This is a genomic window from Bradyrhizobium sp. HKCCYLS1011 (assembly GCF_051167795.1).
Lineage (GTDB): Bacteria > Pseudomonadota > Alphaproteobacteria > Rhizobiales > Xanthobacteraceae > Bradyrhizobium.
The window spans coordinates 46473-71775 of sequence record NZ_JBNPTT010000016.1 but is presented as its reverse complement, the minus strand read 5'-3'; the positions used below and the strand labels follow the sequence as shown (position 1 = coordinate 71775).

Annotated in this window: 29 protein-coding genes; 14 read left to right on the top strand and 15 right to left on the bottom strand. The window is 62.3% G+C overall.

Annotated elements, in window-relative coordinates; all coding sequences use genetic code 11:
• Nucleotides 1-2: 2 nt before the first annotated feature.
• On the bottom strand, nucleotides 3-359 hold the full coding sequence (locus ACQR1W_RS37700; protein ID WP_434855508.1) for a hypothetical protein: 357 nt from the start codon (nucleotides 357-359) through the stop codon (nucleotides 3-5).
• 88 nt (nucleotides 360-447) lie between these two features.
• Between ACQR1W_RS37700 and ACQR1W_RS37695 the strand changes: the two genes are divergently transcribed.
• The 4 genes from ACQR1W_RS37695 to ACQR1W_RS37680 are packed head-to-tail and all read left to right on the top strand — an operon-like array spanning nucleotide 448 to nucleotide 3264.
• Entirely contained in the window at nucleotides 448-1428 is a 981-nt protein-coding gene (locus ACQR1W_RS37695; protein ID WP_434855507.1) for an ABC transporter substrate-binding protein, read from the top strand.
• A 1-nt stretch (nucleotide 1429) separates the two neighbouring features.
• On the top strand, nucleotides 1430-2167 hold the full coding sequence (locus ACQR1W_RS37690) for an ABC transporter permease (protein WP_434855506.1): 738 nt from the start codon (nucleotides 1430-1432) through the stop codon (nucleotides 2165-2167).
• Nucleotides 2157-2867 (top strand): ABC transporter ATP-binding protein, encoded by a 711-nt coding sequence (locus ACQR1W_RS37685; RefSeq protein ID WP_434855505.1) that lies wholly within the window; start codon nucleotides 2157-2159, stop codon nucleotides 2865-2867. Before ACQR1W_RS37690 ends, ACQR1W_RS37685 begins: the two co-directional genes overlap by 11 nt.
• Nucleotides 2868-2916: 49 nt before the next feature.
• The gene (locus ACQR1W_RS37680; protein ID WP_434855504.1) at nucleotides 2917-3264 is read left to right on the top strand and encodes a hypothetical protein; all 348 of its coding nucleotides are present in this window, start codon (nucleotides 2917-2919) and stop codon (nucleotides 3262-3264) included.
• 29 nt (nucleotides 3265-3293) lie between these two features.
• Here ACQR1W_RS37680 and ACQR1W_RS37675 read toward each other — a convergent pair whose 3' ends face one another.
• The gene (locus tag ACQR1W_RS37675; protein ID WP_008973907.1) at nucleotides 3294-3503 is read right to left on the bottom strand and encodes a hypothetical protein; all 210 of its coding nucleotides are present in this window, start codon (nucleotides 3501-3503) and stop codon (nucleotides 3294-3296) included.
• A 437-nt stretch (nucleotides 3504-3940) separates the two neighbouring features.
• Between ACQR1W_RS37675 and ACQR1W_RS37670 the strand changes: the two genes are divergently transcribed.
• Complete coding sequence (locus ACQR1W_RS37670; RefSeq protein WP_434855503.1) at nucleotides 3941-4249, top strand: EthD family reductase; 309 nt, start codon at nucleotides 3941-3943, stop codon at nucleotides 4247-4249.
• A 100-nt stretch (nucleotides 4250-4349) separates the two neighbouring features.
• On the opposite strand, the gene pqqA is transcribed toward ACQR1W_RS37670, so the two are convergent.
• From pqqA to ACQR1W_RS37655, 3 genes are all read right to left on the bottom strand, one after another.
• Entirely contained in the window at nucleotides 4350-4430 is an 81-nt protein-coding gene (pqqA, locus tag ACQR1W_RS37665; protein WP_083841505.1) for a pyrroloquinoline quinone precursor peptide PqqA, read from the bottom strand.
• Nucleotides 4431-4560: 130 nt separating this feature from the next.
• Complete coding sequence (locus tag ACQR1W_RS37660; RefSeq protein ID WP_434855587.1) at nucleotides 4561-4920, bottom strand: calcium-binding protein; 360 nt, start codon at nucleotides 4918-4920, stop codon at nucleotides 4561-4563.
• A gap of 262 nt (nucleotides 4921-5182) precedes the next feature.
• Nucleotides 5183-5575, bottom strand: a complete 393-nt coding sequence (locus ACQR1W_RS37655) for a hypothetical protein (RefSeq protein ID WP_434855502.1) — start codon at nucleotides 5573-5575, stop codon at nucleotides 5183-5185.
• A 282-nt stretch (nucleotides 5576-5857) separates the two neighbouring features.
• On the opposite strand from ACQR1W_RS37655, the gene ACQR1W_RS37650 reads away from it, so the two are divergent.
• Genes ACQR1W_RS37650 through ACQR1W_RS37640 form a run of 3 tightly spaced genes read left to right on the top strand, consistent with a single transcriptional unit; the run spans nucleotide 5858 to nucleotide 8818 of the window.
• Nucleotides 5858-7522, top strand: a complete 1665-nt coding sequence (locus ACQR1W_RS37650; RefSeq protein WP_434855501.1) for a methanol/ethanol family PQQ-dependent dehydrogenase — start codon at nucleotides 5858-5860, stop codon at nucleotides 7520-7522.
• 7 nt (nucleotides 7523-7529) lie between these two features.
• Complete coding sequence (locus tag ACQR1W_RS37645) at nucleotides 7530-7889, top strand: c-type cytochrome (protein ID WP_434855500.1); 360 nt, start codon at nucleotides 7530-7532, stop codon at nucleotides 7887-7889.
• Nucleotides 7886-8818: a substrate-binding periplasmic protein gene (locus tag ACQR1W_RS37640; RefSeq protein ID WP_434855499.1), complete on the top strand. Its 933-nt coding sequence runs from the start codon at nucleotides 7886-7888 to the stop codon at nucleotides 8816-8818. Before ACQR1W_RS37645 ends, ACQR1W_RS37640 begins: the two co-directional genes overlap by 4 nt.
• 67 nt (nucleotides 8819-8885) lie before the next feature.
• Here ACQR1W_RS37640 and ACQR1W_RS37635 read toward each other — a convergent pair whose 3' ends face one another.
• The gene (locus ACQR1W_RS37635) at nucleotides 8886-9833 is read right to left on the bottom strand and encodes a helix-turn-helix domain-containing protein (RefSeq protein ID WP_008971534.1); all 948 of its coding nucleotides are present in this window, start codon (nucleotides 9831-9833) and stop codon (nucleotides 8886-8888) included.
• Between the two features lie 439 nt (nucleotides 9834-10272).
• On the opposite strand from ACQR1W_RS37635, the gene xoxF5 reads away from it, so the two are divergent.
• The 4 genes from xoxF5 to gfa all read left to right on the top strand — a co-directional run bounded on the left by xoxF5 (nucleotide 10273) and on the right by gfa (nucleotide 14451).
• Nucleotides 10273-12075 carry a lanthanide-dependent methanol dehydrogenase XoxF5 gene (gene xoxF5 / locus ACQR1W_RS37630; protein ID WP_008971533.1) on the top strand — a complete coding sequence of 601 codons (1803 nt, stop codon included), beginning with the start codon at nucleotides 10273-10275 and terminating at the stop codon, nucleotides 12073-12075.
• Between the two features lie 129 nt (nucleotides 12076-12204).
• A complete protein-coding gene (locus tag ACQR1W_RS37625) occupies nucleotides 12205-12684 on the top strand; it encodes a c-type cytochrome, methanol metabolism-related (protein WP_434855586.1) in 480 nt (159 codons plus the stop codon).
• 60 nt (nucleotides 12685-12744) lie between these two features.
• Nucleotides 12745-13854: an S-(hydroxymethyl)glutathione dehydrogenase/class III alcohol dehydrogenase gene (locus ACQR1W_RS37620; RefSeq protein WP_434855498.1), complete on the top strand. Its 1110-nt coding sequence runs from the start codon at nucleotides 12745-12747 to the stop codon at nucleotides 13852-13854.
• A 33-nt stretch (nucleotides 13855-13887) separates the two neighbouring features.
• Nucleotides 13888-14451: an S-(hydroxymethyl)glutathione synthase gene (gene gfa / locus ACQR1W_RS37615; protein WP_434855497.1), complete on the top strand. Its 564-nt coding sequence runs from the start codon at nucleotides 13888-13890 to the stop codon at nucleotides 14449-14451.
• Between the two features lie 140 nt (nucleotides 14452-14591).
• On the opposite strand, the gene ACQR1W_RS37610 is transcribed toward gfa, so the two are convergent.
• From ACQR1W_RS37610 to ACQR1W_RS37600, 3 genes are all read right to left on the bottom strand, one after another.
• Nucleotides 14592-15389, bottom strand: coding sequence for a fumarylacetoacetate hydrolase family protein (locus tag ACQR1W_RS37610; protein WP_434855496.1), 798 nt, complete (start codon nucleotides 15387-15389; stop codon nucleotides 14592-14594).
• A 27-nt stretch (nucleotides 15390-15416) separates the two neighbouring features.
• Nucleotides 15417-17579 (bottom strand): carboxypeptidase-like regulatory domain-containing protein, encoded by a 2163-nt coding sequence (locus ACQR1W_RS37605; RefSeq protein WP_434855495.1) that lies wholly within the window; start codon nucleotides 17577-17579, stop codon nucleotides 15417-15419.
• Nucleotides 17580-18505: 926 nt separating this feature from the next.
• The gene (locus ACQR1W_RS37600) at nucleotides 18506-19099 is read right to left on the bottom strand and encodes a manganese catalase family protein (protein ID WP_434855585.1); all 594 of its coding nucleotides are present in this window, start codon (nucleotides 19097-19099) and stop codon (nucleotides 18506-18508) included.
• 511 nt (nucleotides 19100-19610) lie between these two features.
• Between ACQR1W_RS37600 and ACQR1W_RS37595 the strand changes: the two genes are divergently transcribed.
• On the top strand, nucleotides 19611-19919 hold the full coding sequence (locus ACQR1W_RS37595; protein ID WP_434855494.1) for a hypothetical protein: 309 nt from the start codon (nucleotides 19611-19613) through the stop codon (nucleotides 19917-19919).
• Nucleotides 19920-19964: 45 nt separating this feature from the next.
• On the opposite strand, the gene ACQR1W_RS37590 is transcribed toward ACQR1W_RS37595, so the two are convergent.
• Both ACQR1W_RS37590 and ACQR1W_RS37585 read right to left on the bottom strand, forming a co-directional pair.
• Nucleotides 19965-20198, bottom strand: coding sequence for a DUF892 family protein (locus ACQR1W_RS37590; RefSeq protein ID WP_434855493.1), 234 nt, complete (start codon nucleotides 20196-20198; stop codon nucleotides 19965-19967).
• A 218-nt stretch (nucleotides 20199-20416) separates the two neighbouring features.
• Nucleotides 20417-20824, bottom strand: coding sequence for a hypothetical protein (locus ACQR1W_RS37585; RefSeq protein WP_434855492.1), 408 nt, complete (start codon nucleotides 20822-20824; stop codon nucleotides 20417-20419).
• Between the two features lie 368 nt (nucleotides 20825-21192).
• Between ACQR1W_RS37585 and ACQR1W_RS37580 the strand changes: the two genes are divergently transcribed.
• On the top strand, nucleotides 21193-21612 hold the full coding sequence (locus ACQR1W_RS37580; RefSeq protein ID WP_008971519.1) for an NUDIX hydrolase: 420 nt from the start codon (nucleotides 21193-21195) through the stop codon (nucleotides 21610-21612).
• A 128-nt stretch (nucleotides 21613-21740) separates the two neighbouring features.
• Here ACQR1W_RS37580 and ccoG read toward each other — a convergent pair whose 3' ends face one another.
• Genes ccoG through ACQR1W_RS37560 form a run of 4 tightly spaced genes read right to left on the bottom strand, consistent with a single transcriptional unit; the run spans nucleotide 21741 to nucleotide 25193 of the window.
• Nucleotides 21741-23186 (bottom strand): cytochrome c oxidase accessory protein CcoG, encoded by a 1446-nt coding sequence (ccoG, locus tag ACQR1W_RS37575; RefSeq protein ID WP_434855491.1) that lies wholly within the window; start codon nucleotides 23184-23186, stop codon nucleotides 21741-21743.
• A 43-nt stretch (nucleotides 23187-23229) separates the two neighbouring features.
• A complete protein-coding gene (locus tag ACQR1W_RS37570; RefSeq protein ID WP_434855490.1) occupies nucleotides 23230-23433 on the bottom strand; it encodes a YgaP family membrane protein in 204 nt (67 codons plus the stop codon).
• Nucleotides 23434-23466: 33 nt separating this feature from the next.
• Complete coding sequence (trxC, locus tag ACQR1W_RS37565) at nucleotides 23467-23910, bottom strand: thioredoxin TrxC (RefSeq protein ID WP_434855489.1); 444 nt, start codon at nucleotides 23908-23910, stop codon at nucleotides 23467-23469.
• Nucleotides 23907-25193, bottom strand: a complete 1287-nt coding sequence (locus ACQR1W_RS37560) for an NAD(P)/FAD-dependent oxidoreductase (protein WP_434855488.1) — start codon at nucleotides 25191-25193, stop codon at nucleotides 23907-23909. The genes trxC and ACQR1W_RS37560 overlap by 4 nt, the downstream gene beginning before the upstream one ends.
• Nucleotides 25194-25303: the final 110 nt, after the last annotated feature.

Genomic DNA, 25303 nt, shown 5'->3' with positions numbered 1-25303 from the left:
CGTCAGAAACACCTGACTTCCGCTTCGGCCTGCGCCCGCCTGAGATCGTTGAGCGCGCTCGCCGCCTGTTCGGAGGTCCGGAACTCCGAGCCAAGCGTGCTGCGCACCTGCGACATGCTCAGCACGGTTTCGGCGGTGACATAGCGCTCGTAAGGAAGGATCGAGGCGATCACATCGATCGAGCAAGAGCATTGCTCGATCGACTGGCGGGTTTCGCCGTTGGCCTTCATGCAGCCGAAGACATATTCGGCCCGCGCCGAGGTCGGATAGTCGTTGAGATCCTCGGCACGCGCGGCCGCAACCATCCCGATCACGACGGCCAATGCAGCGACAATCGGTCGTAGTGAGATAGTCGACATCAGGATGATCCTCCGCGGCACTTGCGTGAAGCTATGCTATGAGTGGTGATCTGAAAAGACGATCTCCAAGGAAACGGCTCACGGCCTCATGAAGCAAGTTCTTCGTCTATTGGTTGGCATTTTCATCTGCGCGATCGCCCCGATCTCGGCATGCTGCGCCGCCGACACGATCAAGGTTGCAGTGCAAAAGACCGGGACGTTCGCCTGGGAATTGGCCGTCATCCGCGCCCACGGTCTCGACAAGGAGGCAGACCTCACAATCGACGCCGTCGAACTCGCAAGCCCCGAAGCAGGCAAGATCGCTCTGCGCGCGGGCAATGCCGACCTCATGGTCTCGGACTGGCTCTGGGTCTCGCGCGAACGTGCGCTGGGTGCGAAGCTGCAATTCTATCCCTATTCCAGCGCGCTCGGCGCCGTCATGATCCCGCCGTCCTCGCCGATCCGAACACTGGCGGATTTGAAAGGCCGCAAGCTTGCGGTGGCCGGCGGGCCGCTCGACAAAAGCTGGCTGTTGCTGCAAGCCGCCGCCAAGCGGGGCGGATTGGATCTGAAGTCGCAGGCGACGATCACCTATGGCGCGCCGCCTTTGCTCGCGGCGAAATTGTCCGAGGGCGAAATGGACGCCGGCATCAACTACTGGAATTTCTGTGCCGCGCTTGAAGCCAAGGGTTTTCGCCGCCTGATCGGTATCGAAGACCTGCTGCCGCAATTCGGCGCCAGGGGACGGGTCGCGATGGTCGGCTATGTCTTCGACGAGGACTGGGCCAAGGCGCATCGGGAGCTTGTGGCCCGCTTCCTGGAGGTAACCGCAAAGGCCAAGGACATCCTCGCCAGCTCCGACGCCGAATGGGACGCGATCGCACCGCTCACCGGTGCGGCTGACGCGGCGACCCTGCACGCCTATCGCGATCGTTACCGCGACGGTATTCCGCGGCGGACAATCGTCGACGAAGAAGCGGATGGCCGCGTGCTCTATCGCGTCTTGGCCGAGATCGGCGGGCGCGATCTGGTCGGACCCGCAGAGCAGCTCAGCCCCGGCACCTACTACAATCCTGATCCGAGGGACTGAGGTGCTGCGGCTGGCATCCATTGCGCTGTTGCTCGCCATTTGGTGGATTGCAGCCGCACTCGGCGGTAGCGGCAAGCTGCCGCCGCCTCCGAGCGTGCTCGCGGTCATGATCACAGAAGCCAGGTCCGGCGCGTTGTTTCTGCATCTTGGCGCGACGCTCGCCCGTGTCATGCTCGCCTTCACGCTCGCAATGGCCCTGGGCTCTGTGATCGGATATCTGATGGGCCGGGTCAGGCTCGCCGATCGCCTCGGCGATCCCTGGCTGATCCTGCTGCTCAACCTTCCGGCGCTGGTGGTAATCGTGCTCGCTTACATCTGGGCAGGACTGACCGAGGTCGCAGCCATCAGCGCCATTGCCATCAACAAATTGCCGACCGCCGTCGTGACCTTGCGCGAAGGCGCGCGTGCGCTCGACCCGGCGCTGGATGAGATGGCGAAATTGTTCGTGTTTTCGCGCTGGCGCAGCTTTCGCCACTTGCTGCTGCCGCAGCTGGCGCCCTACATCGCGGCCGCGGCTCGGTCGGGCCTGTCCTTGGTCTGGAAGATCGTACTGGTTGCAGAACTGCTGGGGCGGCCGAACGGCGTCGGCTTCGAGATCGGTGTCGCCTTCCAGCTGTTCGATATTCCGCTGCTGCTGGCCTATTCCTTGAGCTTTGCGGCGGTCGTGCTCGTGATCGAGACCTTACTCGTGCAGCCATTTGAGCGGCGCGCATCCCGGTGGCGGCTTCGTGCGGCTTGAGGTCGATATCATCAGCAAGAGCTTCACGAGCGCCGCCGGCAAACGGCATGAGGTGCTCGCGGCCATCGAATTCGTGCTTGATTCCGGCGAAGTCGGCGTCGTGGTCGGACCATCCGGCTGCGGCAAGAGCACGATGCTGCGGATCCTTGCCGGGCTCGACCATGATTTCGCAGGCCATATTTCCCGCCCCGAGGGTGCCCGGCTCGCGATGGTGTTTCAGGAGCCGCGGCTGTTGCCCTGGCGATCGGTCGAACAAAACGTCCGGCTGGCAGCGCCCGACATCGAAGCGGCGAAACTCGACGCCATCTTGGCCGTGCTCGAATTGAGCGCGCATCGCGAGCATTACCCGGGCGAGCTGTCGCTCGGCCTTGCCCGGCGGGTGGCCATCGCACGCGCCTTCGCGGTCGAGCCCGACTTTCTGATCCTGGACGAACCGCTGGCGTCGCTCGACGACGCCTTGGCCGCGCGCCTGCGCGAGGAGATCGCCTCCCTCGTCGGCAGTCGACCGATGATCACCTTGCTCGTCACGCATAGCCTCGACGACGCGGCGCGGCTCGGCGACCGGCTGTTCTTTCTGTCCTCGCGCCCGGCCCGGCTGCTCCATACGGTCCCGATCGAGACGCCGCGTGCAGTCCGAACGGACGCGGTGATCATGGCGATCAAGGCCGATCTGGCGCGCTTGAATGTTGCGGGATCGTGACGCGCATTGATCATGAGAGGCCAACAAGAACGAGAGCTCGGAGGACGTGATGCCAAGGACACTGATAGTCGCTGCAGCCTTATGTTTGACGGTGCCCTGCGCCCTGCTCGCGCAGGGCAAGGGCATTCGGCTGTGGAATCTGACCACAGCAACCATCACCGGGTTTCAGCTGTCGCCGGCGGGTCAGAATAATTGGGGTCCCAACCAGACACTCAACGATAAGGACAAGGAGGTGGACCACGACGAGCGGCTGCGACTCACCGGCATCGAGCCCGGGCGTTACGACGCCAAGGTCAGCTATGCCGGGTCGAAACAGTGCGTTGTACGCGATATCGAGATCAAGGCCGATGCGGTCGTCTCGATCGCCGACAAGGATCTGAAGGACTGCACGAACTGAGATCGAATGCGCCCGACACGGCTCGTCGCTTACGCCTTGTCATTGCTGTGCGGATATTCGCAGCGCCACTTCACCGCGGTCCATTTCGGGTGTTCGCCGATCCATTGCGCGATATAGGGCGGTGCCTGCATTGCGCATTGGCGCAGCGAGCCGCCGTCGGTGAACACGAGGTGCGTCTCTTCGCAGGTGGTCGGCGAAAGAACGGCGCAGATGGTGATGACGAGATCGATCGGGCTCATGTCTGCAATCCTTGGAACCAACCATATTCTATACTGGAATACGATTTGGAGGCGATCGGGTTTCTAACTGCTCACGGAATCAGGACTCAAAGACCGGACGCAACCTGAAATCAGAAACCAAGGCCAAAGATACTCCGCGCTCGGCGGCACTCAAGACTGGTGAGATCAGAGCCGCCGGAGCGACAACGGGACGCCCCCAGGCCTGCCCTGCCCCAGGCCAATGTCAGGCGTGACCGCTCAAAGAGCTGAACATTGGCGGTCAGGCTCGACGAATAGGCCTGAGCTCGTGCCGATCGATAATTTCTGCATTGAAGTCGGCAGCCGCAACGTATCACAGATCCGCGATCCACGGCCAGCGCGCGGGCGCTTGATCCATACGGCGAGGACTGCGAAGGTAGCAACCATTACAACCGAAAATCAAATGGGAGGATGAACGGATGGCGAAGGTTCTCGTGCTGTATAAAACACCAAAAAGCGCCGAAGCGTTCGACAAGCACTATGCGGATGTCCACATCCCGCTAGCCAAGAAAATCCCGGGTCTCAAGGCCTATGACATCAGCCGCGGCGCGGTTGCCGCACCGGGGGGCTCGAGCAACCTGCATCTCGTTGCGACGCTGACGTTCGATACGATGGACGCGTTGAAAGCCGGCATGGGATCGGCAGAGGGCAAAGCTGCCGCGGCAGATCTTTCGAATTTCGCCGATGGCGGCGTCGATCTCTATTTCTTCGACAACCAGAACGCCTGACACTCGAGCGCGGGATAGCCAAACGAAATCTGCCAAGCCGTCTTGAACCGGTCAGGTTCGATCAGGCTTGGCAGACCCGCTTAGACGCTATTTGCAGGTATTACTTGCGCGCTGCGCAGGCATACATGTTGATTTCCATGCCCACCGGCACTTCGACAATTTTCGGAGTTCTCCAGGCCATTTCAAGCTCCCAAGTTCACGCTGTCATTGCTGGCGCGATGCTCACGCCGGGCTTGAAGCTAGGGCCGCATTTGGGCGAACGCAAGTCTGGCACCCTCACGATGATTGATAGTTCGAATCGGAGAGCCGCATTATCGTAACAACTGCAAGAGCTTGCGGCCCGCTGGCGTCGCCAATTCCTTGGCATCAAGGGTTCCGTCGTTGTCGGTGTTGGCCGCGTTGAACCGCTCCGTCACCACGGCGAGGTACTCGTCCAGGGTAAGCGTGCCGTCATGGTCGGGGTCGCCCGCTTTCAGATCCTTGCCGCCCAACCTGCCGCGCAGCTCGCGGGCGTCGAGCGTCCCCTCGTGGTCCACGTCCAGCTTTGCGAATGCGGCCGCGGCGGCCTTCTTGGCTTCCTGAAGGTCAAGGGTTCCGTCATTATCAGTATCAAATAGCTTGACCGGGTCCGCCTTGTGTGGCGCCGCCTGCACCGGCAAACCTGCACACATCAAAACGATCGCGGACGACGCAAGCGCGTGGCGCAACATCATAGCTCATCTCCATTAGTTTCCGCGCGTCGGTGTTGTCACGAACGCAGGATTTCATGTCGCAGCATCTGCTATGATCGTGTCAGCGCGAGGGAGGCGCCGTCAAGGGCCACGGCGGGCCCGCACCTTCGCAACCGCGAGCTGCAATACAGCTCGACAAACCTTCGGCTCCGCCGTTGAAGCTCCGGCCCTCGCGAAGCGGAGCTCGCAGAGCGCGCTCCTCCTACGCACCGCCCGGCTGCACGTAGCAGAAGACATACCGGTTGCGGCTGAGGAAGACGATGCCGTGGCCGGTGGGATTGCCTTTGTCCCATTTCATTTTGTTGATCGGGATCTCGATCTCGGTCCCGATGGCGATGTGCGGTCGGCCGCGCGGCTCGTCGGGCCGATCATCCGTGATGACCGCATAGGTTTTGCCCTGCCGGACATGAATCTCGTCGGCGAAATAGGCATCGGCCTCGCCGCAGCATGACGCGGTCGGGACATCTGGCTGCATCAAGGCCTGATACCATTCGCGCAGCGCCGGATCGACTGCACCCCATTGGCCGAGATCACGCGCACTCGCAACTCCACCGAGGCAACCGACCACACCGAGCCAAAGGATCGTCTGTCTCATCCACTTTCTCCTCTGCTTCTCCGGCAGATTCTGAGAAAGCAAGCTTCATGCCGCACTGCAGCATACAAATGGTATTATCAATACCATGGCGTTCTCTCATAAACGCAACGAGTTAGAGCCGCGGGCAGAGTTGGAGCCGCAGGCAGAAGCGAATCAGAACATCGCTGGCGGCCGCGAAAATTGCTGCCTGCGTTTTCGTGTTGACGCGTTTTTGGTTTTGGGCAGAGTGTTGCCCATGCAGCGTCAGAATAGGCGCGCAGAAAAAAACTCGGGAGGAAATGAATGAAACGGATTGCGCTGGCCGCTGGCCTCGCGATGTGTGCATCGTTTGGCGCAAACGCACAGACCGCCGATCAGTTGGTCAAGGGTGCGACAGATACCTCAAACGTTCTCAACTACGGAATGGGCTACAACCTGCAACGGTTCAGCCCGCTCACGCAGATCAACAAGGACAGCGCCAAGAATCTCGTCCCGGTCTGGAATTACAGCTTCGCCGACGATCGCAGCGAGGAGTCGCAGCCGCTGGTGTACCAGGGCGTCATCTACGTCACGACGCATAACGCGACGATGGCGATCGATGCCAAGACCGGCAAGCAGATCTGGAAAAGCAAAATCGAATATCCCGCCGAGACTGCGCGCATCGTCTGTTGCGGCATCATCAATCGCGGCGCCGCCCTGTTCGATGGTAAGGTGTTCCGCACGACCCTCGATGCCAATGTGATCGCGCTCGACGCCAAGACCGGCAAGGAGCTGTGGCGGCAGAAGGCGGCCGATATCAAGGAAGGCTATTCGATGACGGTGGCGCCGCTGGTTGCCGACGGCGTCGTGCTGACCGGCATTTCGGGGGCGGAGTTCGGCACCCGCGGCTTCATCGACGGCTGGGATCCCGCCACGGGCAAGCATTTGTGGCGCACCCACACCGTGCCCTCACCGGACGAGCCCGGCGGCGATACCTGGAAAGGCGACACCTGGAAGCTCGGCGGCGGCTCGACCTGGATCACAGGGTCGTATGATCCTGAGCTGAACACCGTCTATTGGGGCATCGGCAATCCCGGCCCGTTCAACGCGGCCGTGCGTCCTGGCGACAACCTCTACACCTGTTCGGTGCTGGCGCTCGATCCGAAGACCGGCAAGATCAAGTGGCACTACCAGTTCTCACCGAACAACCCGTTCGACTACGACTCGGTCGCCGAGATGGTGCTCGCCGACATCAATGTCGAAGGCAAGCCCACCAAGGTGCTGATGGACGCCAACCGCAACGGCTTCTTCTATGTGCTCGATCGCACCAACGGCAAGCTGCTGGCGGCCAATCCTTACGTGAAGGTCAACTGGGCCTCCGGCATCGACATGACAACCGGAAAGCCGATCGAGACCGATGTCACGCGGGATGCGCGCGAGGGCAAGAAGGTGGTGGTCTTTCCGTCGATCCTTGGCGGCAAGAACTGGGAGCCGATGTCGTTCAATCCGCAGACCGGATTGGCCTACGCCAACACGCTGGTGTTCGGCGGCCACTACAAGACGGAGCCCGCGACCTACAAGGCCGGCGAATGGTATCTCGGCATGGACCTGACCGACCTCTGGGAATGGGGCAATGGTCCGCGTGGCCAACTCAAGGCGATCGATCCCCTGACCGGCAAGACCAAGTGGGAGCAGCCGAGCGATATTCCGCGCTTCTCCGGCGTGTTGTCGACCGCCGGCGGCGTCGTCTTCTCCGGCCAGCTGACCGGCGAGTTCGAAGCCTTCGACGCCGACAGCGGCAGGAAGCTTTGGCAATTCCAGACCGGCTCCGGCATCGAAGGCCAGCCGGTGACGTGGCAGCAGGACGGCGTGCAGTACGTCGCTGTGACCTCGGGCTACGGCGGCGTCTACTCGCTGTTCTCCGGCGACGAGCGCCTGGCCAATGTCCCGGCGGGTGGCTCGCTCTGGGTCTTTGCGGTCAAGAACTAAGCGTGGAATGCTCGTGAAGACGAATGCGTTCATGTGGGCGGCGGCGCAATGCGCCGCCGTCGCGGTACTCGTGGCCTCGCTATCGACGGTCGCGATCGCCCAGCAACAGGATGGCGGCGACGCGCACGCCAAGATCGACCAGGGCAAGATGACCTTTGCCCAGAAATGTTCGCACTGCCATGGCCCCAACATGGTCAATGCGGGCACCATCACACCTGACCTGCGCCGATTTCCGGATGATGAGCCACGCTTCGTCACGACGGTGAAGCAGGGCAAGAACGGCCGTATGCCGCCCTGGGGCGATATTCTCAGCGACGACGATATCGCAGCACTCTGGGCCTACGTGTCGAGCCGGAGGGCGCAATGAAGCCATGGCGCGCGGCTTGTGCGGCCGCCCTGGTCCTCGCGACGACGGCGGCGCATGCGGCTGACCCGGCGTTACGCGTATGCCTGGACGAGGATCTGCCCCCGCTCTCGGTTCATCACCGCGGCAAGCCCGGAAGCGGCTTCGACCTCGCGCTGGCGCAGGCTGTCGCCGATCGCTTGGGCCGTCCGTTGGAGATCCAGTGGTTCGAGAGCAAGCTTGACGAGGACTCGAGCCCTGCGCTCGAAGCCAATGCGTTGCTATCCGACGGCCGTTGCGGGCTGGTCGGCAGTTACGCCTTGACGCAGGACGCGTTGGTCGTGCCCGGTGTGAAGACCGCCAAGCTGCCCGACTTCGATGGCGCTACCCGCGAGGATCGGCGGCGACGGGTGGCACTCGGCGTGCTCAGGCCGAGCAAGCCCTACATGTTCTCGTCCCTGACCGTGGTGCTGGGTCCCGATGCGAAGCAGCGGCCGATTGCCGGGATCGGCGATCTCGCTGGCCTGCGCATCGCGATCGAGAGCGGGACGCTTGCCGACGCAATCCTGATGACCTTCGACAAGGGCCGCCTGATCGACAACATCACCCATCTCGTGCCCGGCCGCGACGATCTGCTCGGCGAGTTGGAGCAAGGCAGGTTCGACGCCACCCTGCTCGACATCAGGCGTTTCGACGCCTATCGCGCCGCTCACGCGGACACCAGACTGATGGGCTCCGGCTATCTCTATCCGATCGGCGCCAACCGCGGCTATGTCGGGCTCGCCGGCAATCCGGAGCTGCTGGCAGCGGTCGACGGTGCGCTCACAGAGCTGCAGGCGTCGGGCACATTGGCCGAGCTCGGCCGCGCGGCCGGCCTCACCTATCTGCCGCCGCGCGAGCCCGCGATTCTGGGCGACGCATTCCAGAAGGTGCTTCAGAGCGGCGCGCAATAGCGCCCCCTTCGCGGGCCTGTGCAGACGATCGGGAGACGGGCAGGCTCGGCGGCGAACGCGCCAGTGATCACCGTGCTGCGGCTCTATGGACAGCAGACGGGACGACGCCGAAATATTTTCGGAACACGCGGCTGAAATGGGATGAGCTCGAAAAGCCCCATGAGAACGCCACGTCCGTGATTGTCTTTCCCGACTGCGTCTCGAGTTCCTGGCGGCAGTGCTGCAACCGCGCCCGCCAGATATAATCGCTGACCGTCATGCCGCGGTCGCTGAACACCATGTGCAGGTAACGCTTTGTACAACCGAGGGCTGCAGATATCTGGTCAATAGTTAGATCAGGATCGCGCAGATGCTCGCGGATGAACGCCTGGGCGCGGATATAGATCGCTTCGGGGCCGCCGCGATCGAACATCGCGTCGGCTTCGCGCAGCGGCAACAGCAGCAGATCGATCAGCGATTCGGCCACGCCGACGGCGCTGTGCGGCGAGAGCTTGGTGGCCTCGTCAAACGCGGCATGCGCCACGTCGTGCGCGATCCGCCCGGTTCCGCTGCGGGCCGACAGCTTGCATGCCACCATCTTGTCGAGGCGAAAGCCGCGCTCCTGCAGCAGCTCCTTGGGTACGATCACGACCTCATGACGGGTCAGAGCCGGGCTGACGATCGTATGCGGCATCGACACGTCATAGGCCAGGCAGTCGCCAGGTCCGATTTCGATGTGCCGGCCGTCCTGCTCGAAATAGGAGGTGCCGTAGGTCTGGAACAGGATCTTGATATAGGGATGCTCGGTGGAGCGAGACCGTGCGAGCGTGTGCGCGATCCGATGTTGACTCGCCTCGATCTGGCACAGCTTCAGTCGAGACATCAGGGTGTAGTTGATGCGCCCGTCGAATGATGTTCCCTCTAGCGGGTCAACATCAAATCGGCCGCACAAATCGGTCAGTGCGTCTGACCAACGCTGGATCTGGCTCTTGGGCGTCAGGCCCGTGGTGCTGAGCGAGCGGATCGTATCGGGCATGTCCATCCACCGATTTGAAGATCGAACGCAACGGCCCGCCGCAGAGAAGGCGGGTGACAAAAGTGAAGCCAAAATATTCCCTTTTTTTGGCAGCCTCTTCGTCTGGCCGGCTGGTTGAGCCCGTTCGCGCCTGTTGTGCCGCAACGCAAGTCCCTGAACAATCCTCCGCCTTCATTTCCAAGCCGTCAAGAAGAACGATCAACCTTCGGGCGAAGGCTGAGCATGGACGTTCATTGATGCTCCGCACAATAGAAATGCAGCCCTATGTTGCGGTCCAGCAAAGTAAAATCGTTCCCAAAAACTTCGTTTCGGTTCACTCTTGAGCAAAGCGGCTTCGCTCTTGGGCAAGTTTCCCGATTTCGAACTGGATAAGGATTGCCGCTGAAGAAGAGACTGGGCCGCGTCGTGCGGACCTGTGTTCAAAATGGGAGGATGGACGATGCGAAAAGTACTGCTCGCAACCTGTCTGACGTCGGTCGCGGCACTTGCCGCGGGTGGCGCATGGGCCAGTGATGAACTGGTCAAAATGTCGCAGAACCCGAAAGATTGGGTGATGCCGGCAGGCGACTACGCCAACACCCGCTACTCGAAGCTCAACCAGATCAACGCCCAGAACGTCGGCAAGATGCAGGTCGCCTGGACCTTCTCGACCGGCGTGCTGCGCGGTCACGAGGGCGGCCCGCTCATCATCGGCAACCTGATGTATGTGCATACGCCGTTCCCGAACAAGGTGTACGCGCTCGACCTGTCGCAGGACAACAAGATCGTCTGGCGCTATGAGCCCAAGCAGGATCCGAACGTCATTCCGGTGATGTGCTGCGATACGGTCAATCGCGGTCTCGCCTACGGCGACGGCAAGATCTTCCTGCATCAGGCCGACGACAAGCTGATCGCGCTCGATGCCAAGACCGGCAATCTGGTCTGGAGCGCAGTCAATGGCGATCCCTCCAAGGGCCAGACCGGCACCTCCGCTCCGCTGGTGGTGAAGGACAAGGTCCTGGTCGGCACGTCCGGCGGCGAGTTCGGCGTCCAGTGCAGCATGACAGCCTACGACATCAAGTCCGGCAAGCAGGCCTGGAAGGCCTATTCGGAAGGGCCTGATGACCAGATCCTGTTCGACGCCAGCACGACTGCGCTCGGCAAGCCGGTCGGCAAGGACTCGAGCCTGAAGACCTGGCAGGGCGATCAGTGGAAGATCGGCGGCGGCTGCACCTGGGGCTGGGCGTCGTATGATCCGCAGCTCGATCTCGTCTATTACGGTTCGGGCAATCCTTCGACCTGGAATCCGAAGCAGCGTCCCGGTGACAACAAGTGGTCGATGACGATCTTCGCGCGCAACCCGGACACGGGTGTCGCGAAGTGGGTCTATCAGATGACGCCCCACGACGAATGGGACTATGACGGCGTCAACGAGATGATCCTGTCCGATCAGCAGGTCAACGGACAGGCGCGCAAGCTGCTGACGCATTTCGATCGTAACGGCCTCGGCTATACGCTCGATCGTGCGACCGGCGAGCTCATGGTCGCCGAGAAGTACGACCCGAAGGTCAACTGGACCACCGGCGTCGACATGGACAAGAACTCGCCGACCTACGGCCGTCCCAAGGTGGTCGCGCAATATTCGACCGACCAGAACGGCGAGGATCACAACACCAAGGGGGTCTGTCCGGCGGCGCTCGGCAGCAAGGACGAACAGCCTGCAGCCTACTCTCCTGACACGCAGCTGTTCTACGTGCCGACCAACCATGTCTGCATGGATTACGAGCCGTTCAAGGTGAGCTACACCGCGGGGCAGCCCTATGTCGGCGCCACCCTGTCGATGTATCCGCCTCAGGGCGACACCAACATGGGCAACTTCATTGCCTGGGACGGCAAGACCGGCAAGATCGTCTGGTCGAACAAGGAGCCGTTCTCGGTGTGGTCGGGTGCACTCGCGACCGCTGGTGGCGTGGTGTTCTACGGCACGCTCGAAGGCTACCTCAAGGCGGTCGACGCCAAGACCGGCAAGGAGCTCTACAAGTTCAAGACTCCGTCCGGCATCATCGGCAACGTCACGACCTATGAGCACAACGGCAAGCAATATGTCGCCGTCTTGTCGGGTGTCGGTGGCTGGGCCGGTATCGGCCTCGCGGCTGGCCTGACCGATCCGACCGCAGGTCTCGGTGCAGTCGGTGGCTATGCTGCGCTCTCGAACTACACCGCGCTCGGTGGCACGCTGACCGTGTTCTCCCTGCCGCAGTAAACTGAGGATGGCTGCTTCCGGCGCATGGACCTGGTCCATGCGCCGGTCTGCCTTGCCCCGAAATTCGAGGACCAAGCTTTGCGTAATATCTTTATCGCGGTGGCCGCTATATGCGTGGCAGCCGGTGGAATGGCCTTGACGGAACGCGCCTTTGCCGATGGGTCCGGTGATCCGGCTGCCGTGAAGTCCGAGGACGGGAAGTACTTCGACAAGGACGGAAACCCGACCTACAAGATCGCCGCTGATGGGGCCGTCGATTGGTACACCTATTCGGGCTACCGCCGTTACCATTCGGAATGTCACGTCTGCCACGGGCCGGACGGAATGGGGTCGACTTACGCGCCGGCGCTGAAGGATTCGCTGAAGACCATGAGCTATGGCGATTTTCTTGGAGTCGTTGCCAGCGGTCGCAAGAACATCAGCACCGCGCAGGAGAATGTCATGCCGGCGTTTGGCGATAACCCAAATGTCGCCTGCTACATGGACGACATCTATGTGTACTTGCGCGCCCGCGCTAATGATGCGTGGGGACGTGCACGTCCTGCCAGTCACGAAGAGAAGCCTGAGGCCTATACTCAGGCTGAAAATTCCTGCATGGGCAAACATTGATGGGGGATCGCGGCCTCGAACGGCTGTCGGCGGTCCCAGCAAAGAATAGGAGTTGAAGAGATGAAAACGCGCGCCGCGGTTGCTTTCGAAGCCAAGAAGCCGCTGGAGATCGTCGAGCTCGACCTCGAAGGTCCGAAGGCCGGCGAAGTGCTGGTGGAGATCAAGGCCACCGGCATCTGCCACACCGATGCCTATACCCTGGACGGCTTCGACAGCGAAGGCATCTTCCCATCGATTCTCGGACATGAGGGCGCCGGCATCGTGCGCGAGGTCGGCGCAGGTGTCATGTCGGTCAAGCCCGGCGACCACGTGATTCCGCTCTACACGCCGGAATGCCGCCAGTGCAAAAGCTGTCTGAGCCAGAAAACCAACCTCTGCACCGCGATCCGCGCCACTCAGGGCAAGGGCGTGATGCCGGACGGCACCTCGCGATTTTCCTACAAGGGCCAGACCATCTACCACTATATGGGCTGCTCGACCTTCTCGAACTTCACCGTGCTGCCGGAGATCGCGGTCGCGAAGATCCGTGAGGACGCGCCGTTCGACAAGAGCTGCTATATCGGCTGCGGCGTGACCACCGGCGTCGGCGCGGTCGTCAACACTGCAAAGGTCACCCCCGGCTCCAACGTGGTGGTGTTCGGCCTCGGCGGCATCGGGCTCAACGTGATCCAGGGCGCCAAGATGGTCGGTGCCGACAAGATCATCGGCGTGGACCTCAACGACAGCAAGGAGGAATGGGGCCGCCGTTTCGGCATGACCCATTTCGTCAATCCGAAGAAGATCTCGGGCGACATCGTCCAGCATCTGACCGCACTTACGGACGGCGGCGCCGACTACACCTTCGACTGCACCGGCAACACCACGGTCATGCGGCAGGCGCTGGAAGCCTGTCACCGCGGCTGGGGCGTCTCCATCATCATCGGTGTCGCCGAGGCGGGCAAGGAGATCGCCACCCGTCCGTTCCAGCTCGTCACCGGCCGTGTCTGGAAGGGCACCGCGTTCGGCGGGGCGCGCGGCCGCACCGACGTTCCCAAGATCGTCGACTGGTACATGAACGGAAAGATCGCGATCGATCCGATGATCACCCACACGCTCAAGCTCGAAGACATCAACAAAGGCTTCGACCTGATGCATGAGGGCAAGTCGATCCGCTCCGTCGTCGTCTTCTAAATCACCAACGGCAAGCACTAGGAGGATTGCGTCATGACTGTTCACATCCATCCATCGGTCGACAACGGTGTCAGACAGGGCTCGGGGCACTTTGCCGGCGGCACCTTGGTCTGCAAGTGCCACGACAGGCCGGTGAAGGTCGGCATCAAGGGCGATGTCGCCCATAACCACGCCTGCGGCTGCACCAAGTGCTGGAAACCGCAAGGCGCCACTTTCTCCGTGGTCGCGGTGGTGCCGCGGCAGAACGTGACCGTGCTTGAGAACGGCGACAAGCTGCAGATCGTCGATCCCTCAGCGGTGATCCAGCGTTACGCCTGCCGGGAATGCGGCACGCATATGTACGGCCGGATCGAGAACACGGGCCACCCGTTCTACGGCCTCGACTTCATTCATCCGGAGCTGTTCCAGGAAGAAGGTTCGGCTGCGCCTGGCTTCGCTGCGTTCGTCTCCTCGGTCATCGAGTCCGGTGTCAAGCCGGAGCAGATGGGTGCGATCAGGGCGCGGCTCAAGGAGCTCGGGCTCGAACCTTATGACTGCCTGTCGCCGGCTCTGATGGATGCGATCGCCACCCACGTGGCGAAAGCGAAAGCAGCGTAGCCACCGCTGCTCAATACGAAGGGTCGCCGGTCGGCGGCCCTTTCTGAAGCGTTCCTTCCTGACGACTTGGGCCCCGCTTGCTCTTCCAGCAAGCGGGGCGTTTTTTGTCGGCAGCTCCGATGGACACTCCAAATGCGAGCCTAGACGATCTTGATCGACATGTCCGGCAGGCCCTCGAGCTTGCACAACAGCACGTCGCCTTTCACGACGGGGCCGACATTCTCTGGCGTGCCGGAATAGATGATGTCGCCGGCCTTCAGCTCGAAGGCTTCAGACAGTTTGGAGATCTGCTCGGCGACGCTCCAGATCATCTTCTCCAGGTCCGAGTTCTGACGCACCGTGCCGTTTACCGCGAGCGAGATCGCGCCCTTGGCCAGATGTCCGACCTTCGCGACCGGATGGATCGGGCCGAGCACCGCGGCATGATCGAAGCTCTTGCCGATCTCCCAGGGCTTCTTCTCCGCCGCCATGCCGTTCTGCAGGTCGCGCCGGGTCATATCGAGGCCGAGCGCATAGCCATAGACATGGTCGAGCGCCTTCTCAGGCGGGATGTTGGTGCCGCCCGATTTCAACGCCGCGACCAGCTCGACCTCATGGTGATAGTTCTTGGTCAGGGACGGATACGGGTGGTCGGCGACCTCGCCGATCGCGACGTTCTGGATGGCGTCCGTCGGCTTCTGAAAGAAGAAGGGCGGCTGCCGGTTCGGATCGGAGCCGCGCTCGATCGCATGCGCCGCATAGTTGCGGCCGATGCAATAGATGCGGCGAACCGGGAACACGCCCTCTTCGCCCACGATCGGAATCGTGGTCGCCGGCACCGCAAAGATCGGCTTCGCACCGGCCTGCGCCACCGCAGGCCGCACTTCCGACGCAAGCGCCGCAGCTGCCGCCGCGCCTGTCGCTGCCGTGAGAAGATCGCGTCGAGATGTATTTGTCATCAATAACTCCATCTGAATGGTCAGAGATCAATGGGCGAGCGGATCAGGTCGCATCTGGACCTTGAACACTTTCGGATAGGCTTCCTTCCCACCCTCGCCGTGGAAGTTGGCGCGGGTGCCCGAGGTGGTCCAGATGCCCCGCCCCTTCCAGCCGGCTGCGGGATCGTCGATCCGGCCATCGACATTCTTGGTGAAGAAGCCGAGCGGATACGGCACGCGCAAGGTGACGAATTCGCCGTTCACGAGGGCAAGCAGCGACTCGCCGCCATTGGCAGTTGCGATCGGCACGTTGGCGCCGAGGCCGAGAATGTTGAATCGATCGACCCAGAGATAATAGGCGTGATTGGCGCTGCCCCTGGGGTCCAGGCCTTTGAACTGCGGGCCGGGCATCCGATACAATTTCCAGCCTTCCGGACATTGCTTGCCCTCGGCCGTGGTCGGCCCGTTCAATGGCCCCTTGCACAGGCTACGGTCGAAGCTTGCGAGGTGTCCGCTGGAGAGCGCCGTCCAGACCAGACCGTCCAGTCCGATGTCGATGCCGCGCGGACCGAACGTGCCCTCCGGCGGCTGATAGATTTCGGCAAGCGCGGTCCTGGCCGGATCCGGCCCCGGCACCACGCGAATGATGTAGCCCGGCTGGTCGATCCGCGAGAAGCCCCGATCCATCGACTGGCCCCAGATCGAATCGTCCACCGGACTTGGCATCACGCCGTAGAAGGAGGCGACGACACGTTTGTCCTTGGCCGGATCCAGCGGATCCTTAGCCCCGACAAAGGCATCCCGCTTGCCATTGCCATTGGTGTCGATCACCAGCGGCGTCCAGCCTTGCGAAGCCACGCCATCACGGGTCTCGCGGAATTGTTTGACATTCAGCCAGCCGACGACACCGCCGCCGAGCCCGGGGCCGCCCGCGCTCATCCACAGCGTGTCGTTCGGGTCATGGCCGAAATAGAGATGATGCGTCGAGAAGCAGGTGTTGATCAGATCCCATTGTCCGGTGGCGGGATCGACGCGCGACAGCTGGCGTACCGAGGTGGCCTGCGGGTCGACCTGCGCCGACGGATGGCTGGAGCCCTGCTTGCAGTAGTCAGGATTCTGCGGCGGCCGCAGCCGCGCGGTGAACCAGACCTTGCCCTGCTCATCCATGATGACGTTATGGATGCTGGTGTGGCCGTCCCAGATCGGCTCGTCGCCCCAATAGGCCGAGGTGCCGCGCGGTGCATCCGCCGATGACGGCGTGTTGGGATCGAGATAGGGCTCGGTGATGGTCGAAGCGACGTTCTTGACCGGATCGAGCGTCGGGATCAGGTCGGTGCTCTCCTCCGGCGAGCCGTAGATCAATCCGTTGGCGTTTACGGTCGGATTGCGCTTGTCGGTCGAGATCGCATCGTGCTGATAGTGAGTCGGCGAGGCCCAGTCCCACATCGTGTAGACGACGTTGCGCTCGACGCCCTTCGGCCGTTCCGGCTTGTCGAACGGCAGCTCACCCTCGGCAATGCGGTCGGTCCAGTTCGCGAACATCGCATAGGTTCTGTCGGGCCCCATGCTGCCGAGCACTGTGGCCATGTATTCCATGGCCTGGCCGGCCTGCGTTCGGATCGCCCAGGCGTCCTGTGAGTTGTGCCCTTCCAGGAACGTCTTGGGCACCTCGCGGATGCCGCGAGACCCCAACGCGTGGCAGGATTGGCAGGCGTTCTTGACCGTATCCACCCACTGCGCCTGGGACTTCATCGTCTCCACGATCTTGTTGCCCTTGTCGCCGGTGCCGGGAAATTCCTCCGGCTTCGGGATATCGAGCATCGAATACCAGTACATGCCGGGATAAAGCTGCGCGGCTGCCGCAGCAGATGCTGCCGGCTGCGCCTTGAAATCGATCGTCCTGCCAGGTCGCGCGTCGACCTGCGCGGTGTCCGAAAGTCCATAGCCTCGCGCCCAGACCTTGTAGCTCGCATCGGGAAGCTCGGGGATGACGTAGCGCCCCTGGTCGTCGGTGACGACGACCTTGGCATATTTGGTCGGCAGATCCTTGGTCTCGGCGATCACCCAGACGCCGGCTTCAGGGCCATTGGTGCCGGTCACCTGACCGCCAATGTCGTGCGCGGAAATGTCGATGTCGGCCGCCGATACGAGGTCGCTCTGCATCAGAGATGACGCAGCAACGCAGCCCATCACGATGGTCTTGAGCTTCATGTCTCTTCCTCCGGGTCGCCGCCATTTGATGCGGCTTGTTCTTGGCAACTGACGTGCGCTCCCGACTCTTCGCACGAGTTGCGCAGCCGGATCAACTAAGCCGAAAATCATAAGGCATTGCACTGCACGACGATGATGAACGCGTGATCGGGACGGCAGCCGTTCGCGACCTCGCCGCGCAACGCGCCCGAGCCTTTGACAGACGGAACCCTCTTGAAAGCGAGAGGGCGCAGGGAAGGCCGGGCGCTGACCGCGCCCGTGGCCCGCCTGCGAAAGAAAATGCAGGCGGCAGGAACCACAGGTTTGGCCGAGGCATCCCGACCTTCCCTGCGCGATGGCTTTAACGGCTGCTTCGCGTTCTCCCCGGTGCGCCGGGCTTTCTGGACACCGTTGCCTGCACGACGCGTGAACGTCGTCGCAAACGTGATACTAGCGTCGGAGTATCAGGACCGCGCGACTTGACCGTGCATGCCGAATTGTTCGTCCGCGCGAGAGACGCGCTGCAATCCGACACACCCACCGCTCCCCGCCTCCACGTTCGTGACGACCGCGATACGCCCCTCCGCGACGAGGCGGGATGCAAGCAGTAAAACACGATTTCTGAAAAAACGAAAGAGAAATCTTCAGACGCTTTCACCAGAGGCCCGTTCACAAGCGACCTGGACGGACTGATCGAATTGATAGGTCTCGCCAATCCTGCCTTATGGCGAATCCGCTCCGGTCTTCCTGACTTCCACAAAACAAGCGCGGCTGCGATGGACGGCAAGCGGCCGAGAACGAATGAGAGCAAACAAAAAGAAAGGCCGCCTGAAGTGCAGGCGGCCCAAGTCCAGGGAGGAAACGCCCAAGAGGGCTACATCATGTCTAGCGCATGATGACCATCATGGGTATCCGGATGTTACCGGAGGTTGCCAACAACCTCAAGTTTACTTTTTTCTATTCTGACATCCGCTCCCGTGGCTTGTGTGAGCCGCATTTGCAACCGCCTGGGAACCGCCTCTGCAGCTGTCGGCGCCAAAGAACCGTCCGCTAACGTTTTGATACCAGTGGAACTTTGGCCCTGATGCTAAGTTCCGATGTTCCGGCGGCCAGATCGCCAAGGCCAGGTCCATTGCGCCAGATCGGCTATGCGTGCGGGTCCGAGGGCCGGAGTCGCCGGCACCACCCCGAATCAAGTCAGCGCATTCCTCCTCGGTTCCTGATTCATCTGCTCGCGCTGAGCCGCACTGACGTGCGGCCCAAGATTCGGAACCGATTCGGAACCCCGCCCCGCCGCTCGAACCCGGGACGCATGGTAAACTGCCCGTTACCATGGAGCGACGGACCTTCGCAGTAGCGCCCGGCTTCAGGCGGCGCGCCATTCCGCGCGTTCCCATGAACATGTAGGCAAACTCCGTCGCTTGCTTGCTGCGATCGAAGCTGTTCGGAATCGGACGCTGATTGGCCCCACCGAGATCCTCGATGATGGCAAGCCACTGCTGCTGATGCATGGTGTCGCGCGCGATCAGATAGCTCAGCATGTCCTGCATGCCGCGATCAGCCGTCGAATTGTACAGGCCGCACCGCGAGCGTGCGTCCGGTCGCCTCCGCCGCGACATTGCAAGACAGGTCGGCAAGACATGTCGGCCTACCGAAGTCGTCCATGCGGAGGCTCTCTTGTCGAGGTGGGCTCGCGCCAATGAAATCCGCGCTCCGCCGTTCCTTGCGCTGGACGCCAAGCTAATGAGAACAGTTCTACCGCCGACCGGTGCTGATTTGAGTCAGGTGCGAGCCGCACCCTGGAAACAAAAGACGATCTGCGCAATACTCGCGTCGGACGTCACGCGCGACGCCTGCACCCGCACACCCGTTTGGAACATGGGCTCTTCGGAGCAGTTCTGCACCGTGGCGGCTGTCAGCTCAAGGATCGTCGTGCTGTCGCCATTCGGCAGTTGCCTACCTGCTTCATTCAGGCGCTCCGGGTGCGATCTGCTTACGTCGCGCTCGCACCGTCCGGATCGGATCAGCTACGGAGTCGAAACAGGAGGGACCGTGCAAGACAATGTCGCGTCCCGACTTGCCGCGAGCGCCAAGCGCTGGATAACGGCGCGTGAACATAGCGAGATGCGCGCTCTTGGATTCGGCCAGATCCTGTTCACGCTCGGCTGGTCGTCGATGTGGGCGGCCTCGCTCGGCCTCCTGCCGTTCGTCCCGATCGGCCTTTGCCTTGTCTTGATGATCGCGGGAGTGAGCTTGCCGGCATTGCGCAGCCGTCGCCTGCGCGCATCGACCTCCGCCCCGGTGCAAGGACCAGATCCGGGCCACGGGTCTGCGGAACAGACACCGGCCCGGATCGGCTGAGCTCAGCAGGATAGGATCACGCTTGATAATCAGGCCGGCTGTCGATCAGGTCGCCTGACGCTCTTCATGAACGAGATATTCGCGGGTGACCTGCTCGACATGCGAATCGACCCACTCCGCCATCCGCACCTCTTCCTTCAGGGATTGTTCGAGCGGGGCACGTGCTTCCGCCATCCCGGCAGCCTGGCATAGTGTGAGCAGCGACTTGTAGGCAGCGATCTCGAAATTCTCGAACGCCTTGTTGGCGAAGGTGTTCTTCAGGATCTCGTCGCCGGCCATCGAATGGGCCGATCGCCTGAAGATTCGCCCTGGCGGACTGCGTGGTATCCTTCAGACTGGACGTGCTTTCGCCGCAAGCGCTCAGACATTGTTCGAGCCGCTTGAGCTGCTCGTTGGTCGCCTAAAGATGCGCCTGCACTTTGGCTCTCATGTCCGGACGAAACCTACTGCAAATGAACCACGTTGGCGGATGGCCGAAGGGCAGAGACTGTCCCTGATCAGCGCCACATCGTCGGCACGACGCGCGGCGCATTGTCGCCATCTGCCGTGTCATCCGAATCGGCGCCGTCGGCATCCGCCGTCGCGTCGTTCGCGACAGCGCCCGATGGATCGATTGATGGATCGGTTGGCTGAGGCGACAGCTGATTCGGCTGCAGCGCCGGTGACGTCGGAAGCTGCCGCGACCCTTGCAAAGGCATAGCCGCAGGACGCTGATCCGCGTCTTGATCGCCGCCGTCTGTGCCAAGGATTTCGTCCGGGTCGTGCATGGTCAGCTCCGTACCCAAGCCACCGCAAATTAATCCGGGTCGGACACGCGCAATATCAACTGTGTTAATGCCGGTGCGGCTGCCGCTCTCAAGCCGGAGGCTTAGCGACGCGACGGCCGATGGGCGGCCTGATGCCATGATTTTGTGGCCCCCTCGTGACAGGCGACGTGTGCAAAGCATGTGGCCGCCGCGCAGATACGCAGACGCGCATCAGCAGCGAGATATTGCTTGCTTTGCCAGCCCCGGCGAACAATCGAAGCGCGTCGTCGCATATCGAGCGGTGCATCGCAAGAGAGCATCGGTCCAATCCGGACACCGTTTGCTTGTCTCGCGCGAATCAGACCAACTCCGATCAGCTCCACGCCGCCACCGCCTCGACGGCTGAACATGACGTCCCCCGGGCTCGCTCCAGATTGCATCTTCCGAGGGTTATTGCGTATGCAGGTCCTGCAGGCGTGGATAGGAGCCGGGATCGCGCTCGGGTTCAGCTCAAAACGGGGGTCTTGATGAAGAACAAGCAAGTGGCCGCCTTGCCGTTCCGGATCGAGGAGATGGAGCTCAGCATCCTGCTGATCACGACTCGCGGCAAGCGCCGTTGGTCGGTGCCGAAAGGCTGGCCGATCTGGCGCAAGCGCCCGCACCGGACGGCTGCCATCGAAGCCTATGAAGAGGCCGGGCTACGCGGCAAAGTCAGCCGCCGGCCCGTCGGGCAGTTCAAGCATCGCAAGCGCAAGGGCAAGCGCAAGATCACCTGCGAGGTCCAGCTGTTTCCGCTCGAGGTGAAGAAGCAGCACGCGCGGTGGCCGGAGCGCGGCCAACGCAAGGTGGTCTGGCTGCCGGCGGCCAAGGCGGCCCGCCGCATCCGCCAGGCCAAACTGCGTGAGCTGATCGAGAGCTTCGCACGCAAGCGGGGAAAGCGGCATTGAACCGGTTGCTCCGCGAGCGTCCCTTCGTCTTCGAATTGTCGGTCGCCGCTGCGGCAAAATGACGTAGCCGTTCGGAGAGATGAAGATCGCGCTTCTTCGCCGGCCCCGCGTACGGAACACCGCTGATCCTATCCCCGTGGCGGCACGAAATGGTCGTGGGTGCTGGCCGACGTTCCGGTGGCAGGATCGGTGATCCTGATCTCGATATCGAGCGGCGCCGGCGGAATGTCGGCGCTCGCAGCCTCCACCGACATGCGGATCTCGCGGGTCTGGTCCTGGCCGATTTCCAGGAGCATGCGGCCGTCGGCGTTGCGCGTGACACCTGCAACAGTCACCTTGGCGTTGGCCACGCCGGTCACATCGAGCACGACCTCGCGCGCAGCGCGCTTGTTGAGCAGCCGCACCGTATAGTCGTTGCGCACGCCGCCATCGGAGAGCTGCACGAACAGCGGATTGCGCTCATGCAGCACGTTGAGGCTCAAGGTGCCGCGTGTCGCCAGGCTGTACAGCATGATGCTGCCGACGATGGCGATGAAGCTCGCATAGATGATGGTGCGCGGCCGGATCAGCCGGTAGATTTCCGGCTTGCCTTCCCTGCGCCGCTGCACGTTGATGTCGGTGTCATAGGCGATCAGGCCGGTTGGCCGTCCGATCTCCTTCATCACCGTATCGCAGGCGTCGATGCACAGGCTGCACTGAACGCAGCCGAGTTGGAGGCCATTTCGGATATCAACGCCGGTCGGACAGACGTTGACGCATTGATGGCAGTCGACGCAGTCGCCGGCCGGCTGCCCCTGCTCGCGCGCGTGCTCCGCCTTCTTGACCGACATGCGCGGCTCGCCGCGGTCGCCGCGATAGGTGACGTTGAGCGCCCATTCATCGGTCAGCGCCGCCTGGATGCGCGGCCACGGGCACATATAGATGCACATCTGCTCGCGGGCATGGCCGGCGAAGGTGTAGGTGGTGGCGGTGAGAATGCCGATCCAGAGATAGGCCACAAACGGCGCCTGGAAGGTCGCGAGATCCTTTACCAGCGTCGGCGCGTCAGCGAAGTAGAGCACCCAGGCGCCGCCCGTCCACCACGCGATCATCAGCCACAGAAAATGCTTGGTGGCGACCCGGCGCGCATGGGTGAAGGTCCAGCCGCGCTTGTCGCTCAGGATCCGCTCGCGGCGGTCGCCCTCGACCCAGCGCTCCACCGCATAGAACAGATCGGTCCAGACCGTCTGCGGGCAGAGATAGCCGCACCACAGCCGGCCCGCCACCGCATTCATCAGGAACAGCGTCACCGCCGCGAGGATCAGGAGGCCGGTGAAGTAATAGACCTCCTGCGGCCACAGCTCGATGAAGAAGAAGTAGAAGCGGCGGTGCGGGAAGTCGATCAGGACTGCCTGGTTGGGCAGGCCGGGACCGCGATCCCAGCGCACGAACGGCAGCAGGTAGTAGATGCCGAGCGCGATGCACAGGATCGTCCACTTGATGCGGCGAAAGCGGCCGTGAACGGCCTGCGGATAGACTTTCGTACGCGCCTTATAGAGCGGGCCGACGATAACGGTATCGTCTGAATCAGCCATTTTGATCCTCGTGATCGCCTCGTCCCACCGGCCAGCTCGACAATCAAGAGAACGCGTGACCGCTCTTCAAGCCGAGCTTCTTGAACACGATCGCCGCAGGGCAGAAGCCGGTGAAAGATGCCTGGATCATGTTCAACCCTGCGAAAGCCGTCAGCAGATACCAATAGGGATTGATCGTCCAGCCGAGCGCGAGGCCGAGCAGGACGACGAACCCTGCGAAGGTGAGAACTGCTTTGTCGATGTTCATGGCATGCTCCTTTGTGGTTCGGTTTGAGCGTGATCAAAGTCGGCCTAGGCCGGACAAAGTCCACGCGACGATTCTTTGCGAATCCATCGCACCTGAGATGCGCGACAGCTCCCGGCCGCCTTTCACAGGAAGCAGCGTCGGGATGCCCGAAATGCCGAAACGGGCCGAGACGTCCGGCGCATTGTCGGAGTTGAGCTTGAGCGTCCGCACGCGCGGCTCGAGCTCTGCCGTCGCCCGCTCGAACATCGGTGCCATCGCGCGGCAGGGACCGCACCACGGCGCCCAGACGTCGATCAGGAGCGGCAGGTCGCTATGGGCGAGATGGCGCTTGAACGCCGCCTCGTCGACCTCAATCGGATGGCCGTCGAAGATGGGCGTATGACATTTGCCGCATTTGGCGGCTGCCGGCGTGCGCGCTGCGGGCAGCCGATTGATCTGCCCGCAATGACCGCACACCACCTGAAACGTGTCGCTCATGTCCCGGTTCTGAGCTCCTTGACCTTGGCGATGTTGAGCCGGTCGAGCAGGAAGCGCTCATAGAACGGCTCCGGCGCACCGCGCCGCATCTTGCGCAGGAAGTATTTTTCGAACGCGACCTTGGCGTAGTGCACCCATTCCCCTTTTGACGACCAGTTGACGTTGCGCGGCGGGATCTGCGGCTGCGCCAGGAACGCGACGCCGGAGTCGCCGAAATCGGCGAGACAGATCGCATTCCAGGTCGGCTGCGCTGCCGGCTCCCGTCCGCGCAGCAGCGCGCCGATGTTCATCGCCGTCGCCGTGACCATCGATTCGATCATGAAGCCGGTCTTCGGCACGCCAACCGGGACCGGCGTCGGGCCGATCGGCGGAATGGCGACGCAAACCCCGACCGCGAACACGTTGGGGAAATCAGGATTGCGCTGATGCTTGTCGACGATGATGAAGCCGCGCGGATTGGTCAGCTTCTCGATGCCGCGCACCGCGGCAACGCCGCGAAAGGCCGGCAGCATCATCGAATAGGCAAAGGGCAGCTCATGGGTCTTGCGCAGCGCACCGTCCTCGGTCAGCTCCTCCACCATCATGCGTCCCGCTTCGACCGAGGTGACGCGCGCATTGGTGATCCACTTGACGTGCTTCTCGCGCAGCTCGCTCTCGAGCAGGCCCTTGGTGTCGCCGACGCCATCGAGACCGAGATGTCCGATATAGGGCTCCGAGGTCACGAACGTCATCGGCACGCGGTCGCGCAGTTTGCGGCGACGCAGCTCGGTCTCCAGGATGAACAGGAATTCGTAGGCCGGGCCGAAGCAGGACGCCCCCTGCACCGCGCCGATCACCACCGGGCCCGGGTTCTCGGCGAGCTTGTCGAACGCAGCCTTGGCGTGGGCAGCATGGTCGACATGACAGACCGACTGGGTATGGCCCTGCGGGCCGAGCCCCGGAATTTCGTCGAAGGCGAGCTCCGGCCCCGTGGCAATGACGAGATAGTCATAGTCCACGATCGCACCGTCATTCAGCTCGATCTGCTTGTCGGACGCATGCACGCGCTTGGCGCCTTGGGTGAGCAGGCGGATCCCCTTGCGCTTCATGATGTCGACCAGATCGATCTCGATCTCGTCGCGCTTGCGCCAGCCAACCGCGACCCAGGGGTTCGACGGCACGAAATGATAGGCCGGCCCCTCGGATATGACCGTCAGGCGATCCTCGCGTCTCACCTGCGCCAGCAATTCATAGGCCATCAGCGTCCCGCTCAGGCCGGCTCCGATTACGACAATCTCTGCCATGGTGCTCTCCTTGGTTCCCTTTTTCGCCGCCACGTGCTCCGTGGCTTATCGATCTTGCTTGACTATATATTCGAATATCTGTATATACGCAACTATGAAAATTGATGCTG

Excerpts from the sequence above, each read along its gene's own strand:
- ACQR1W_RS37700 (WP_434855508.1), bottom strand. The coding sequence starts at position 359 with ATGTCGACTATCTCACTACGACCGATTGTCGCTGCATTGGCCGTCGTG.
- ACQR1W_RS37695 (WP_434855507.1), top strand. The coding sequence starts at position 448 with ATGAAGCAAGTTCTTCGTCTATTGGTTGGCATTTTCATCTGCGCGATC.
- ACQR1W_RS37680 (WP_434855504.1), top strand. The coding sequence starts at position 2,917 with ATGCCAAGGACACTGATAGTCGCTGCAGCCTTATGTTTGACGGTGCCC.
- ACQR1W_RS37675 (WP_008973907.1), bottom strand. The coding sequence starts at position 3,503 with ATGAGCCCGATCGATCTCGTCATCACCATCTGCGCCGTTCTTTCGCCG.
- ACQR1W_RS37670 (WP_434855503.1), top strand. The coding sequence starts at position 3,941 with ATGGCGAAGGTTCTCGTGCTGTATAAAACACCAAAAAGCGCCGAAGCG.
- pqqA (WP_083841505.1), bottom strand. The coding sequence starts at position 4,430 with ATGGCCTGGAGAACTCCGAAAATTGTCGAAGTGCCGGTGGGCATGGAA.
- ACQR1W_RS37660 (WP_434855587.1), bottom strand. The coding sequence starts at position 4,920 with ATGTGTGCAGGTTTGCCGGTGCAGGCGGCGCCACACAAGGCGGACCCG.
- ACQR1W_RS37655 (WP_434855502.1), bottom strand. The coding sequence starts at position 5,575 with ATGAGACAGACGATCCTTTGGCTCGGTGTGGTCGGTTGCCTCGGTGGA.
- ACQR1W_RS37650 (WP_434855501.1), top strand. The coding sequence starts at position 5,858 with ATGAAACGGATTGCGCTGGCCGCTGGCCTCGCGATGTGTGCATCGTTT.
- ACQR1W_RS37645 (WP_434855500.1), top strand. The coding sequence starts at position 7,530 with ATGCTCGTGAAGACGAATGCGTTCATGTGGGCGGCGGCGCAATGCGCC.
- ACQR1W_RS37640 (WP_434855499.1), top strand. The coding sequence starts at position 7,886 with ATGAAGCCATGGCGCGCGGCTTGTGCGGCCGCCCTGGTCCTCGCGACG.
- ACQR1W_RS37635 (WP_008971534.1), bottom strand. The coding sequence starts at position 9,833 with ATGCCCGATACGATCCGCTCGCTCAGCACCACGGGCCTGACGCCCAAG.
- xoxF5 (WP_008971533.1), top strand. The coding sequence starts at position 10,273 with ATGCGAAAAGTACTGCTCGCAACCTGTCTGACGTCGGTCGCGGCACTT.
- ACQR1W_RS37625 (WP_434855586.1), top strand. The coding sequence starts at position 12,205 with ATGGCCTTGACGGAACGCGCCTTTGCCGATGGGTCCGGTGATCCGGCT.
- ACQR1W_RS37620 (WP_434855498.1), top strand. The coding sequence starts at position 12,745 with ATGAAAACGCGCGCCGCGGTTGCTTTCGAAGCCAAGAAGCCGCTGGAG.
- gfa (WP_434855497.1), top strand. The coding sequence starts at position 13,888 with ATGACTGTTCACATCCATCCATCGGTCGACAACGGTGTCAGACAGGGC.
- ACQR1W_RS37610 (WP_434855496.1), bottom strand. The coding sequence starts at position 15,389 with ATGACAAATACATCTCGACGCGATCTTCTCACGGCAGCGACAGGCGCG.
- ACQR1W_RS37605 (WP_434855495.1), bottom strand. The coding sequence starts at position 17,579 with ATGAAGCTCAAGACCATCGTGATGGGCTGCGTTGCTGCGTCATCTCTG.
- ACQR1W_RS37600 (WP_434855585.1), bottom strand. The coding sequence starts at position 19,099 with ATGCTGAGCTATCTGATCGCGCGCGACACCATGCATCAGCAGCAGTGG.
- ACQR1W_RS37590 (WP_434855493.1), bottom strand. The coding sequence starts at position 20,198 with ATGGCCGGCGACGAGATCCTGAAGAACACCTTCGCCAACAAGGCGTTC.
- ACQR1W_RS37585 (WP_434855492.1), bottom strand. The coding sequence starts at position 20,824 with ATGGCATCAGGCCGCCCATCGGCCGTCGCGTCGCTAAGCCTCCGGCTT.
- ACQR1W_RS37580 (WP_008971519.1), top strand. The coding sequence starts at position 21,193 with ATGAAGAACAAGCAAGTGGCCGCCTTGCCGTTCCGGATCGAGGAGATG.
- ccoG (WP_434855491.1), bottom strand. The coding sequence starts at position 23,186 with ATGGCTGATTCAGACGATACCGTTATCGTCGGCCCGCTCTATAAGGCG.
- ACQR1W_RS37570 (WP_434855490.1), bottom strand. The coding sequence starts at position 23,433 with ATGAACATCGACAAAGCAGTTCTCACCTTCGCAGGGTTCGTCGTCCTG.
- trxC (WP_434855489.1), bottom strand. The coding sequence starts at position 23,910 with ATGAGCGACACGTTTCAGGTGGTGTGCGGTCATTGCGGGCAGATCAAT.
- ACQR1W_RS37560 (WP_434855488.1), bottom strand. The coding sequence starts at position 25,193 with ATGGCAGAGATTGTCGTAATCGGAGCCGGCCTGAGCGGGACGCTGATG.